This is a genomic window from Cupriavidus sp. SW-Y-13, from assembly GCF_009793345.1.
Lineage (GTDB): Bacteria > Pseudomonadota > Gammaproteobacteria > Burkholderiales > Burkholderiaceae > Cupriavidus.
This window is the reverse complement of record NZ_WHLX01000002.1, coordinates 468,222-481,149: the sequence shown is the minus strand read 5'-3', so window position 1 is coordinate 481,149 and position 12,928 is coordinate 468,222. Positions and strand designations below refer to the sequence as shown.

11 protein-coding genes are annotated in these 12,928 nt (G+C 65.5%); 6 read left to right on the top strand and 5 right to left on the bottom strand.

The features are described from left to right. Window positions 1–40: 40 nt before the first annotated feature. Window positions 41–1,213 (top strand): chromate efflux transporter, encoded by a 1,173-nt coding sequence (gene chrA / locus GA566_RS17970; protein ID WP_160473574.1) that lies wholly within the window; start codon window positions 41–43, stop codon window positions 1,211–1,213. Here the strand turns inward: chrA and GA566_RS17965 are convergent. Then, entirely contained in the window at window positions 1,210–1,638 is a 429-nt protein-coding gene (locus tag GA566_RS17965) for a VOC family protein (RefSeq protein ID WP_160473573.1), read from the bottom strand. The two genes, chrA and GA566_RS17965, sit on opposite strands and share 4 nt — an antisense overlap. 89 nt (window positions 1,639–1,727) lie before the next feature. On the opposite strand from GA566_RS17965, the gene GA566_RS17960 reads away from it, so the two are divergent. Further along, window positions 1,728–2,342: a TetR/AcrR family transcriptional regulator gene (locus GA566_RS17960; protein ID WP_160473572.1), complete on the top strand. Its 615-nt coding sequence runs from the start codon at window positions 1,728–1,730 to the stop codon at window positions 2,340–2,342. After that, window positions 2,339–2,977 carry a DUF2459 domain-containing protein gene (locus tag GA566_RS17955; protein ID WP_160473571.1) on the top strand — a complete coding sequence of 213 codons (639 nt, stop codon included), beginning with the start codon at window positions 2,339–2,341 and terminating at the stop codon, window positions 2,975–2,977. The genes GA566_RS17960 and GA566_RS17955 overlap by 4 nt, the downstream gene beginning before the upstream one ends. Here the strand turns inward: GA566_RS17955 and GA566_RS17950 are convergent. After that, on the bottom strand, window positions 2,974–3,123 hold the full coding sequence (locus GA566_RS17950) for a hypothetical protein (protein ID WP_160473570.1): 150 nt from the start codon (window positions 3,121–3,123) through the stop codon (window positions 2,974–2,976). The two genes, GA566_RS17955 and GA566_RS17950, sit on opposite strands and share 4 nt — an antisense overlap. A gap of 231 nt (window positions 3,124–3,354) precedes the next feature. On the opposite strand from GA566_RS17950, the gene GA566_RS17945 reads away from it, so the two are divergent. Further along, the gene (locus GA566_RS17945) at window positions 3,355–5,235 is read left to right on the top strand and encodes a glycerophosphodiester phosphodiesterase family protein (RefSeq protein ID WP_160473569.1); all 1,881 of its coding nucleotides are present in this window, start codon (window positions 3,355–3,357) and stop codon (window positions 5,233–5,235) included. Window positions 5,236–5,266: 31 nt separating this feature from the next. Here GA566_RS17945 and GA566_RS17940 read toward each other — a convergent pair whose 3' ends face one another. Next, window positions 5,267–7,087 carry a DUF4157 domain-containing protein gene (locus tag GA566_RS17940; RefSeq protein ID WP_160473568.1) on the bottom strand — a complete coding sequence of 607 codons (1,821 nt, stop codon included), beginning with the start codon at window positions 7,085–7,087 and terminating at the stop codon, window positions 5,267–5,269. Window positions 7,088–7,335: 248 nt separating this feature from the next. On the opposite strand from GA566_RS17940, the gene GA566_RS17935 reads away from it, so the two are divergent. Together GA566_RS17935 and GA566_RS17930 are read left to right on the top strand one after the other, a co-directional pair. Then, the gene (locus GA566_RS17935) at window positions 7,336–8,262 is read left to right on the top strand and encodes a sensor histidine kinase (RefSeq protein ID WP_370459322.1); all 927 of its coding nucleotides are present in this window, start codon (window positions 7,336–7,338) and stop codon (window positions 8,260–8,262) included. Then, complete coding sequence (locus GA566_RS17930; RefSeq protein WP_160473566.1) at window positions 8,259–8,903, top strand: response regulator transcription factor; 645 nt, start codon at window positions 8,259–8,261, stop codon at window positions 8,901–8,903. Before GA566_RS17935 ends, GA566_RS17930 begins: the two co-directional genes overlap by 4 nt. A gap of 20 nt (window positions 8,904–8,923) precedes the next feature. Here the strand turns inward: GA566_RS17930 and GA566_RS17925 are convergent, their stop codons facing one another. Beyond that, window positions 8,924–11,584: an Ig domain-containing protein gene (locus GA566_RS17925; RefSeq protein ID WP_160473565.1), complete on the bottom strand. Its 2,661-nt coding sequence runs from the start codon at window positions 11,582–11,584 to the stop codon at window positions 8,924–8,926. Further along, window positions 11,581–12,924, bottom strand: coding sequence for an ATP-binding protein (locus GA566_RS17920; protein WP_160473564.1), 1,344 nt, complete (start codon window positions 12,922–12,924; stop codon window positions 11,581–11,583). Before GA566_RS17920 ends, GA566_RS17925 begins: the two co-directional genes overlap by 4 nt. Between the last annotated feature and the right edge of the window lie 4 nt (window positions 12,925–12,928).

Sequence of the window (12,928 nt, the reverse complement as noted above, 5' to 3'; positions counted from 1 at the left end):
GCGATGCTACCCTCGCGGCACCACAGCCCTCCCCGCCCCTATGCGTGCCCTGCTCGAAGTCTTCACCGTGTTCCTGCGCCTGGGCCTGACCTCGTTTGGCGGGCCGGTGGCACATCTCGGTTATTTCCGGGAAGCCTTCGTGACGCGCCGCCGCTGGCTGAGCGAGTCGTCCTATGCGGATATCGTGGCGCTGTGCCAGTTCCTGCCGGGTCCGGCCAGTAGCCAGGTGGGCATGGTCATCGGGTTGTCCCGCGCGGGCTACGGCGGGGCGCTGGCGGCGTGGCTGGGCTTTACGCTGCCGTCGGCGGTGGCGCTGATCCTGTTTGCGATGGGGCTGTCCCGCTTTGGCAACGTGATCCCGGCCGGCGCGTTGCACGGCCTCAAGCTGGCCGCCGTGGCCGTGGTAGCGCAGGCCGTCTGGGGGATGGCTCGCTCGCTATGCCCCGACGCGCCGCGCCTGACGATGATGGCGCTGACGGCCATCGCCGTGCTGTTGTTGCCTTCGCCGTGGATGCAGGTCGGGGCAATGGTGCTGGCGGGACTCATCGGCACCCGCCTTTTTCACGCTGGTGCACCGGTATCCCACGAACCCCTGCCCATCCCGGTCGGACACCGTACTGCCGTAGTCTGCCTGCTGGCCTTCGCCGCGCTGCTGGTGCTGCTGCCACTGGCCGCGCAGGCTTCCGCCCATCATGCGCTAACGCTGTTCGACGCCTTCTTCCGGGCTGGCGCGCTGGTCTTCGGCGGCGGCCATGTGGTGCTACCCCTGTTGCAGGCGGCCGTGGTGCCGCCGGGCTGGGTCGATGCCGATACCTTCCTTGCCGGATATGGCGCCGCGCAGGCCGTGCCGGGTCCGCTGTTCACGTTCGCCGCATTCCTCGGCGCGGCGGATACGCGCATGGGCGGATGGGGTGGAGGCTTGCTCGCCGTGGTGGCGATCTTCGCCCCGTCCTTCCTGCTGGTCTTCGGCGCGCTGCCATTCTGGGAGCGGCTGCGCCGCAACGCTGCCACACGCGCGGCGCTGGCCGGCGTCAACGCCGCCGTGGTGGGGCTGCTGCTGGCGGCGCTCTACGATCCGGTCTGGATCAGCGCCGTCCACTCGGCCCCCGACTTCGCGCTGGCGGTGCTGGCCGTGATCGCGCTGACGGTATGGCGCGTGCCGCCGTGGCTGGTGGTGGCTGGCTGCGCGCTGGGCGGATGGGCATTGGGCTAGGCCGGCCGCGCGTCATCGTCGTAGCTCGCCGCGAACTCTGCGGACGGGGCGATGGGCGTAATGATGTCGAGCATGACGCCGTTGGGATCGGCGGTGATGAAGTGGCGCTGCCCGAATGCTTCGTCTCGCAGCGGCAGCAGGATCGGCAAACCGGCGTCTTTCAGGCGCGCGTGCACGGCATCGACATCCTCCACCTCGAAATTGATGAGCAACCCCGCCGCCGTCTTGCCGCGTCCCTCGGCGGGGATCGTCTCATGGTCGACGTCGAGGATGGCGAGGTTGACCTGTGCATCGGCCTCGGCCTGAAGGTGGACGTACCAGTCCGCCTCGAACAGCGGACGAAATCCGAAATGGCGCTGGTAGAACGCAGCCGTACCGGCCACGTCGCGAGTCATGATGACGGGGTAAAAGCTGGTGGTTTTCATCGTGTTGTCTCCATGGTTGGCTGAAGCGGACTGCCTGACGTAACATACAGACTGCATCTTTCTCCATCTTATACATACAGGCTGCATGTATGCAAGACGCAAAAGCGCGATCCAACCAGGAACGCACGCAGGCCACTCGTACTGCCCTGCTGGCGGCGGCGCGGCAGTTGTTCGTGCAAAAGGGCTATGCCGGCACATCGACGCCCGAGATCGTGGCTGCCGCCGGTATCACGCGCGGCGCGCTGTATCACCATTTCGCGGACAAGCAGGCCCTGTTCCGCGCCCTGCTCGAAGACGAAGCGCGTACCGTCGCGGACGAGATCGAGCGCGCCGCGCCCACCAATCTGCCCGTGCGCGATGCGCTCGTGGCTGGCAGCCTGGCCTACCTCGACGCGATGACGGTGCCGGGGCGCACGCAGTTGCTGCTCGTCGATGGTCCCGCCGTGCTTGGCCCCTCGGCAATGTTCGCGCTCGACGCCGAGCATGCGGGTCGGACGTTACGTGAAGGACTACAGGCTGCGCTCGGCCATAACCTGCCGCACGATGCGACATCGGATGCGACAGTGAATGCGCTGGCCGCCCTGCTCTCCGCAGCCTTCGACCGGGCCGCGCTGGAGGTGGCAGCCGGTGCTGATGCAGAAGCATTCCGCACGGCCATGATCGGACTGGTCGAAAGCACCGTGCCGAAGGCAAGCGCGCCATGACACCGGCCCGCCGGTTGCCGCTCGCGGCAGCCATCGCCGTAGCATTCCTGCTGGCGGGATGCGCCACGCCAGCCGCGCGTGCCGCGCCGCCAGTGACTTTCATCGACGTGGTGGAACGCGACTGGCATACCGACGTCTGTATCCGCACGGTCGATGCCGACGCGCAACTGCTGCGCGTCACCGTGGGCTACGAAGGCTCGAACTATCTCTGCTTCGGATTCGGAGATCGCCACTATCTGATGAGCGGCGAGCGCGGCCCGATGACGCTGCTTTCTGCGCTGCTACCCGGTGAGGGCGTGCTGCTGCTGACGATCCTGCGGGACACCCCCGCTGCCGCGTTCGGCAAGGACAACGTGGTACGGCTCGACGTGGACGCCGCAGGCATCCAGCGCCTGCGCGCCTTCCTGAATCGCAGCGTGCAAACCAATGCCAGCGGCGCGCCGGTGAGTCTCGGCGACGGCCCTTATACGGGCGGGCTGTATTTCGGGGCCACGGCGCGATACGCGGGTTTCTACACCTGCAATACGTGGACTGCCGATGCGCTGCGCGAGGCCGGCATTCCGATCCTCGGCCCGGTGCTGTTCGCGGAAGGCATCATGCGCCAGATCCGCGACGTTACGGAAACAGCACCCTAGCAGGGTCCGGGATTGCAGACCGTGGTCGTGCCCGGTGCCGGGGTGACCACAGTGGTACGTTGCGGCGGATTGGGATCGCTGCTGCTGACCGACACACAGCCGGCCAGCCATATCGGCACGAGCAGGAGGACGGCGATTTTCGGCATGGCGTTGACCAGGTGCATGGCATCAGGACCATTGAAGAACTTGGCGACCCCAATGTCAAACGCCGACTCGCAGTCGATTGCGAGTGGTGCACCAAGAACCACATCTCCGGGAACGAGGTCCGCTTGTCGCCTGCGTGCGACACCCCACGACATCCGCATACGCAATCGCCCGCACTCTGATAGGGTCGCTCCGTGCCATGGTTAGCGCGACCGCATATCGGGGACTTCGTCATGCAGAAGAAAATCGAAAAGCCGCAGTTGTCCACACCAGCGCAGATTCCGGCCGCGCAACACGGCACACGGCGCATTGCCGACGAGCGTCCCGCCACCGTCGCGCAACGGCGCATACAGGATTTGGCCGATGCCAGCCCCGCGTCCTCGCGCATGCGGGCCTGGCAGTCGCAGTCCGATACCGGCACGCATAGGACGGCCGTGCGCCAGGCGGCCGGCTTGCAGCCCGTCGTGCAGCGCAAGGAAGATCTCTACGGCGACCCCGAACTCGCCGCCAACAAGGACAGGAAGCAGGCGGAGGGGATTGCCGGTAAGCCGCTCCATGCCCCGCTCAAGTATCAGCGTTATCGCAAGCTCAACCGCATCGCTGGCGAACTGGACAAGCGGTCGGCCGTGCCTCGCATTACCCCGGTGGTGGCCGGACTCAAGACGTTCTTCGATTACATCGAGGCCAAGCCGGATCTCGCCGCCGACACGGCGCCAGAAAACTCGGCGATTCACGACCGGTCACTGGAGGCGGTACAGGACGCCGCGACCAGCGGCACCGCAACCACCGCACAGAACTTCGAGACCTACAGCATGCTCGGGCCGCTCGACTACTGGCTGCACGATCAGACCAGCTCGGCCGACATCAACACCGAACTCCGCAAGCTCCGCCTCAAGATGGCGGAACGCCCTGGCGTCAGTATCGTCGCGCATCGCGGCGGCGGCCCGACCAACCGCACACGCGGCGGCCTGATCAAGGACACTGACTCGCGCCGGCTGAACCGCCCCGCAGAGAACTCGAAGGCCGCATTCGATTCGGCTTACGCCGAGACCACCCGCGACGCGACGCCCCGGCTCGATGGCATCGAATGCGACGTGTACCTGTCCCGCGACAATGTGCCGATGGTCAGTCACGATGGCAATATCCGTGAGCAGCTATCCGACGCCCGTCGCACGCTGCATGCGGCGTTGGTTGGCGATGAGGGCAATCCGGCCTATGTCAGCGACCTCGACGCGGCCCAGTTGCAGGGCATTCAGCGGACCGACAATCCCGACAGTGCTTTCATTTCCCTAGATGGCCTGTTGAGCGCGTCGGTGGCCGTGGCGACCACCTACTACAACGCGACTGGTCATCCGCTGCGCATCGAAGTCGAAATGAAAGGGCGCCCGAAGAACAGCCGCGACGATCTTGCCGTGGCGGCTTATGAGAAGACCATGGATGCCGTGGTAGGCAGGAGTATCAGCAAGTTCAAGAAGGCAAACCCGCAGCCCTATTGGGAGATTATTCTTTTCAATAATCTCAAGGACCGCGCCAGCGACTTCGATGCGATCCGCAAGCGCAAATCGAGACTGGGACACCTCTATACCGGGCTTGGTTCGGCGAATCCCGACACCGGCAGGGAAGCCAATGCGGACGAACTGCGCATGGCCGCCTCCACGGCCAACCTCGCCGCCATGAAGGACGTCGACGACATGATCGTCACCTACGTGCCCGGTGCCGAGCGTCCGTATGACTCGCCCAAAGCGCAGTACGGCAAGCTCGACTTCGACCCCTGGCAGAAGAAGTCCTACAAGGACGGGGTCAACCGCGACATGCAGGACAATACCGGCTCGCAGGCCACGCTGATCAAGCAGATCCTGCGGGAAACCCGGGACAAGAGCAATGTCCACCTGCTGACCGATATTCCCGCCAACGCCGCGAAGTACAAGCTGTACCAACAGGACACGCGCGCTGCGGCGCTCCTGGCGGCGTCATTGAACGCCAAGGCGAGAACGCCGATGCATGCTCAATGGCGAACATTCACGACTGCGCAGAAGGCGGACGTGAAGGCGTTGGTCCTTGCGGAACGGGATAAGTATCCGGAGGTTCTGCGCCATATCTTCCACGGGCTGTAGCCGCCGGTCCGCCAACCGCGGGCCCTCTCCGCTACGGATTTCCGCCCCCCTGCTGCTGCGGCTGCTGCGGCTTCCTCCGCAGGATGACCCAGGTGCGAATGAACGACCGTGGCTGGGTCGCCTGCTGCTGGAGCGCCGCAAGGCGTTCCGGATGGTTGGTCAGATCCACGCTGCGCGCGCGCTGCCGGCGCGTCTGCGGTGCGGTATCCCGAATGGCGGTATCTGCGGTACGCCCGTACCGGAGCATCTCGTGCGACCGGTAGAGTGTCTTGATCTGGGCGCCCCTGACGGCACCGTGCAGGTTTGCAATCACGCCCAGTGCCTCGGCGTGATGTTCCCGTGGAACGTTCTGGCCGATATCCTGCCGTACCTGGTCGTAGGTCAGATCGTCGGCATCGCCATAGGATGGCAACTCCAGTCTTCGCCCGTATAGCGGCGTGGCATGCCAGATCGCCGGGTCAATGAAGCTGACACGCCCGTGCGCGGGCAGGTCTACACCCTCGATGGTGTCCGGCTTGCCCTGGTTTGCCTGGCGCGTATCGGCAAGCAAGGTGTGCGCGCTCTGCGGAAAATTCTGTTCGTAAGGCGCATGACCCTGGTTGTCGTACGCGTATTCGGGAGAGGCGCCCGCCTGCGGATTGTTGTAGGTGAGATTGACGAAGAGCGTCTCGCCGATCGAGTCCTTGTGGAGGAGTCCGCCCCGGTCCGGCATTCGGTTGGGATAGAAATCGACATCGATATACACGTCGTGGGTCTGGCTGATACTCGTCCAGTTGGCCAGTATCCACTGATATTGGCCCGCGCCAAGCAACGTGGAAAGAACGTTCTGCCTGATGCGCGCCCGTAGCGCATTGTCGTTGACGAATCTCGCCGTGATGGCCTGCGCCACCTGCGGTTCGATAGGCTTGTTCGAGGGTTCGAGGTTGAGCGCGTTCTGGGCATCGGTCTGCAGCACGAAGCTTGCCACGCGTAGTGGAGTGCCGGGACGGATCACCAGATCGAACGCGAATCTGTTGCCGAGGTCTCTCATCAAATCGGCTTGATGATTGAAGAACTCCAGGTCCATCTGGGCCACCTCGATCGCCGGCATGCCTTTGCCAAGGTCTCGCCAGTCGGTGTCGAGGATCTCCGCCCAGCAGAGTGCCCCAACCCCACCGGGAATGGGTGCATGCTGGTTCAACCATTGCTGTCCCGCCGCAGACAAGTCGATCATCACTTCCTGGCGCTCTACACGCCCCCGGTAAGTGGCACCCAGCGCGTCACGCATATCGCCGGGTAAGGGCAACACCGGATGCTGCGGCCCGTAGAAGCTGTTGCTATTGGCAAAGCGCACGCGCTGCACGGGCGCGTTGCTGCTGCGCACGGGCTGCCGCACCAACGCTGGCTCACTGTCGGGCATCTGCGCCACGCGTTGCACCGGCGCCTCCGGCGAGCGCATGGCCATGTCGCCCATCCGCTCGGCCTCCGCTTCGAGCGAGGCATCATCGTTGACGGCAGTCCCGCCAGCGAGCTGCGCGGTAGGCCGTACACGGCCCTGGGCCTGCTGCACCACGTGCCAGGCTTCGTGCGGAAGGTGTCGCTCCTGACCCGGTCCGAGATGAATGTCGCGTCCCTGCGCATAGGCATGGGCCATCATCTGCGCGGGCTTCGACGAATTGAAGTGGACCCGCACATCGGCAAGTGATTGCCCGGATAGCCCTTCCAGGTTGGTTTGCAGGGCTGGCGGCAGACGATTGCGCGCGCCCGCATCCGCCACCGCCTGCATGGGATGGCTGGGCGCCCGGCCGGACTCCGCCGATGCATGGCCTTCCTCCCGGTCGGGTTCGCGTTCACGTTCTATGTAAGTCGGCATGACGAAATCTCCCCCGTATGGGTCATACGCTACCGCCTGCGGGAAACGCGCAGGTCATTGTCCCGCTTCCCGCGTGCAACAGTACCTTGATAGTTTTTTAATTCTGAATTTTTTCCATGTAGTTTTCCTACAATCTGTCGGGACGCTTCCGGCTGAAGAGGCGACAAGAGCCCGCAGGGCAGACATCTCGTCTCGCAGACAGTGTCATCGGGCAACAAGACTGCAGTAATACTTTTGACGGGTATTGGATGACTGGAAAGAAACGAGGAATGGGGCCTCGGTGCAGCATTGGCGCAGCCAGGGCCACGGCGTGGCCCGTATCGACACCTGTCAATGGCACGATATCCGCGCGCGGCTTGCCGGTTCCCTGCACATGCCGTCCCAGGCCATCGCGCCGGGGACGCTCCGCCCTTCCCTACGGAACTCTGCAGTGCCCACGGTGCGCGCGGCCGGCACGCGCCAACAGCGGCCATCCCACGCGCCATACGGAAGACATTGCGCGCGCATTGCACGATGGTCCGGCGCAGTTGCTTGCCTTTGCGCTCATGCAACTGGATCGCGCCACCCAGTCTCCGGGGGATGGCGGCGAAGCTGCGCTGCGTCATGCCCGGCAACTGGTCAAGGATGCGCTGCAGACCACGCGCGGCGTGATCGGCGGGCTGCAGCAGATGGCGCAGAGAGACTTGCCGGCGCTGCCGCCGCCGCTGGCACACCAGTGCATCGAACTCGCCGCCGAGGTTGCGCGCATGACCGGATGTGCCATCGACACCGACTGCCCGACCCTCGCCACCCTGCCCCCACCGCTCGTGTGCGAGCAACTGATGCGTGCCGCGCGCGAACTGCTGCTCAACGCGTGCAAGCATGCGCCCGGCGCCCATGTCTGCCTCGGACTGCGCGAGACCGCCGGTTACCCGCCCGGCATCGCGTTGACGGTGTCCGATAACGGCCCCGGCTTCGATCCGGACCTTGCATGTACACCGATGCGCGGTCACAACGGTCTGCGCGACTTGCCGTCGCGCCTCGCAGCAATTGGCGCGCGCTTGCGGCTGGACGCACGCACCGGCGCGGGCGTGCATGCCTGCATCGAGTGGTGGCCCACCTCCCACTCGGAACGCCACTCCGAGCCGAGATCCGAATTCCGGGCGGAGTGCGCCTGCCCCGTACTATCGCCATGAGCATCCGGGTTGCCCTGGCCGACGACCACAGCATGATGCGCGAGGGGTTGGCCGCCCTGCTTCAGCGCGAGAACGATATCGAGGTACTCGCCCAGGCGCGTAACGGCATGGAGATGCTGCAGATTGCGCGCGTGCAGCGCCCTGACGTCCTGGTACTCGATATCGCCATGCCCATCCTCAACGGCGTGGAGGTCATCCGTCGGTTGAGCGCGGAGTCCACGCCCTGCAAGATGCTCTGCCTGTCCGTCAACGACCGGCCCGCCGACGTCATGGCCGCACTGGACGCCGGCGCGTCGGGCTACGTACTGAAGGAGAATTCCTACGACGAGCTCGCACGGGCGATCCGCCGCGTGATGGCCAATCAGATCTTTCTCAGTGGCGAGCTGATCGGCACCGTGCTCCACGCGAGCCGCCAGGGCGGCACGGTGGTGGAAGCCATCCGCTTGCCGCAGCTGACGGCGCGCGAGCGTCAGGTCGCGCAGATGCTGGCGGAGGGTCACAGCACCCGGACCATCGCCCAGATGCTGTTCCTGAGCGACAAGACGGTGGCCAGCCATCGCGAGAACACCTATCGCAAGCTCGGCATCAGCACCATTGCGGAGCTGACGCGCTATGCGATGCGGGAGGGCCTGAGCACGTAGCACGAATGCGAGGGAGGTGGTCATGGCCTCTCCGCGCGCGGTTTGAGCAGGGGATACAGCATGCTCAGGATCACGACCACCAGCACACCGACCAGCAGCCGGCTGGCGATCTCGGACGAGGCGAGGTCGGGATCGCATCGCAGCAGCAATCCGCCGATCACCAATGGCACGATGGCCGCCAGCAGCAGGTAGAGCTGATAAGGACGGCCCAGCGCGCGCACGCGGCACGAGAAGAGGTACGGCACGAGCGATACGGCCGCCACGAGTATCAGCAGCCAGAACACGCCACGCAGGGCCCAGCGCCAGTCGCACACAACGTTGCACAGTTGGCTCACCGGTGCCTCGTTGGCCAGGATAGTGCTGCGCACGGTCTTCTCCGTCTGCGCCAGTAGCAGCGGATTGGCGAGCGGTTGCGGCCATAGCGCCACGCCACCGAAGTTGTCGTTGAAGTAAGCCAGGTCGTCGGCCAGTTGCTGCGGCTCGGCGCTGCCCACCGAGATCAGCGGCAATATGCGCCGCACCATGATGGCCCGATTGGTGCCCACCAGGTCCGTCGTGGTCTCCACCGCCTCGCGCAACACCTTCTTGCTGCGCGTGGTGGGTTCCGGCAGCAGCACGATGTACTTCACCGTCACGTTGGTATTGCTGTGGTACGCCCCCGATGCGGCGGTAATGCGCCCGTCCTGGAAGCGCGGGTTTTCGGCGAACACGAGGATGTCGAACAGGTCGCCGAAGGTCCAGCCCGGCGGGCGCGGCAGCGCGACCGCCGCCGACGGCTCCTTGCTCTTCGTGCCGGCACGGTTGGCAGGATTGACTGCCGCGCTGGAGCTTCCCGTACCGTTGGCGTCCCGCAGTGCCGGCACCAGGTCGCCGGCGCTGATCATCAGGTTCAGCGTGATCGGCCGCTTCTGCTTGTGCAGTTCGGCAATGATCGACCGGATCAGACGTTCACGGAAACTCGCGAAGGTGGCGAACCCCGCGTCGGCGGGCGAGGGCAACTGGTCGAGGAACAAGGTCACACCGTCGCCAAGGTAGGTATCGCTGGCCAGCCCTGGGATGCGATCCTGCCAGCGCGCGCCGAAATCGCTCAAGCGCGTGTTGAGCATCTGTGCCGTGTGCAGGGCCACCTGGCCCGCGATGCGGCGACGCTGATCTTCCGGCAGGCGTTGCAGGAACTGCCAGTCGCGGCGATAGACTGTCATGTCCAGCTTGCTGCCGTAGCGATGGACGGCACGGTAGAACTCGATCTCGGCGGCGCCTGGCTGCAATTGCAGGATATTGCCATCGTCATCGAATGGCTGCGCGTAGTTCACCAGACGGTCGTACAGGCTGAAATCGAGCTTGGGCCCTTTCTCCGCATCGCTCCAGTGCGGCACGAATCCGTAGACCTGGCCATCGGCGGCATCGGTAAAGCAGTTGCAGCCGGTGCCCTGCCATCCGGGCGCGTTGCTCACTGCGGCATCGTGGCTCTGACGTGCCTGCTCGATCAGCCAGTTGCGGACCCGGGCCGGTAACAGGGTACTCGGCAGGTCCTGCCATTTGACCGGAGCCTCGGAGAGTTGCACCGGTGCCTTGGGCGAGGGACCCTGCCATGCCACGGCACAGCGGTCGCGCCACTGTTCAGCGGTGGGTGAGGCCTGCCGATTCGTCTGCGCCACGCGATCGGTCAGCGCGGCCGCATAGGTGCACACATGCGCATCGAGCGCTGCGGCGAACATCGCGCGCGTAGGATATTCCACCCCGACGAGCGGCTTGAGCAAGATCTCCAGTTGGGCGGAGCCCGCGGCGGACAATTCGTCGAGGCCATCGCCCTCGGTGACCACGGGCGCGGCATTGATCGCGGCTGGCACATCGACCGCACTGGCGCCCCCTTCTGCTGTGGTGCCGGCCGGGGCATCGGATGCCGTGGTATCGCCTTCGGTAATGACCGGATTGACCTGCTTGAGCAATTCCTGCGTCAGCACCCACGTATCGATCAGGTTCGGGCCGCGTACCGGTGTTTGGGTGGCGGCAATGGAAACCGTCTGGATGGTGGTCGCGGGCGAGGTGCCGGCTGGAGTGTCAGGCGCCTTGCCGGCCGGCTTCAGCCCGCGCGGTGCCACGACGTTGATCGAGAAGGTCTGGCGCAGGCCCTGCCCGGTCTGGTCGTGCAGCGCCACCACGAACGACTTGCGTCCGCGTTGGGTGGCAGTGCCGGTGACGGTGCCATCGGCGGTCAGGCTCAGCCCGGCGGGAAGACCGCGCCGGGGATCTTCGCGAATCTCCTCGAACGTATAGGGCGGCTCGCCACCGGTAGCGATGAATCGGTAGCTGTAGTCCTGATCCACCACGGCATTCGGCAACGAGGTGACGGCCGTCTTCTCCAGCGCCAGCGGTTCGCTTGGGCGCACGCAGGCCAGCGGCGGAAACGTGTTGGGATTGATCGGTGGGCAGGCCTGGCTGGACGCCGGAAGCATTGTCGAGGGCAATACGGCCGGCGCCGAAGCGGGCGCGGGCGTCGCTGCTGCGGGCGCTGCCGGTGCGGATGCGGCAGCCGGGGCACGACTGCCAGCGGCCGGCGCCGAGGCCGACGCGACGCTCGCATCCGAGGCACCCACGGAACTTGCAGGCTGCGCGGGTAACAGTCCGTACAGGACCACCAGCAGCACCCAGACAACAAGGCCGGTCCATGCGCGCTTCATGCGGTTCTCCCTTCCTTGCGCATCTCCCGCGTCAGTCCCGCCAGCAGGTGTGCACGCGTGAATTGCGTGACGCCTTCGCGGTTGGCCTGCAACACTGCAAACCGCAGCACGTTCACCATCGCGCCGCCGGACAGCTCATGCTGCTCTGCCAGCTCCACCAGGTCGATGTCGTCGGCCAGCCGCCCCGGTTGCGACAGCATGCTGCGCCATAGCCGCAGACGCTGGGTCGCGTCGGGCATCGGAAAATAGATCATGGATTGAAAGCGGCGCGAAAACGCGTCGTCGATATTGCCGCGCAGGTTGCTGGCCAGGATCACCACGCCGGGAAAATCCTCCACGCGCTGCAACAGGTAGGCCACTTCCTGGTTGGCATGCCGGTCGTTGCTGCTCTGCGTGGCCGAGCGCTTGCCGAACAGCGCGTCGGCCTCGTCGAAAAACAGGATCCAGCGGCGGCTCTGCGCCTGGTCGAAGACGCGCGCAAGATTCTTCTCGGTCTCGCCGATGTACTTGGAGACGACCATGGAGAGGTCGATGCGATAGACGTCCGCCTGGGCGCCCTGCCCCAGCAGCGTGGCGGTAAGCGTCTTGCCGGTTCCGGGTGGACCGTGGAACAGACAGCGATAGCCGGGCTTGACGGCCTTGCCGATGCCCCATTCGTCCATCAGCGCGGGGCCCGCCTGCAACCAGGTCTGGATCATGGCGAGCTCGTCCATCACCTCGGGCGCCAGGATCAGGTCGTCCCACGCGAGGGCCGTGGTGATGCGCTTGGCCGGAAACTGCGCGTTGTAGTCCGGCTTGTGCCAGACGCCGGTCTGCAGGCGCTGCAGCGCTTCCGCGCTCAGCAGTAGCGCACCGCTCAACTGTGGCTCGCCGCCCACGTCTCCGTCGAGCGACACCAGCCCCCCACGGGCGAAGGCGCGCTGCGCATCGAATAGCTCCAGCGTGGCGATGCGCTCTGCCAGGTCGTCACCGGCAACCAGGAATGCCGCCGTCTCGCCCGTCGGCAGGAAGCCCGCGTGGCGGGATGCCCTGGCGCCGCCGAACTCGCTGAATCCGCGATCGAAATCGCGGTTCTTGACGAAGAACAGGTCGAGCGCAGCGGGCCGCAGATGGGGCGCCATGGCCAGCGCCAGCACCAGCCGTTCGCACTCGCCCAGATCATATTGCGCGACCACCTCGGCCAGCGCGCTGCCCGCAGGCAATGCCGGAGCCGGCGGCAATGGCTCGGGCGCACTCTCGTGAGCGAAATGCTGGCGGAAGCGCTGGTCGAGCGCTGCCTCAAGCCAGTCCAGTTCACGCCGCAACGCCTCGGTATGGCGTGCGCGCACGGAAGCATCCATTCCC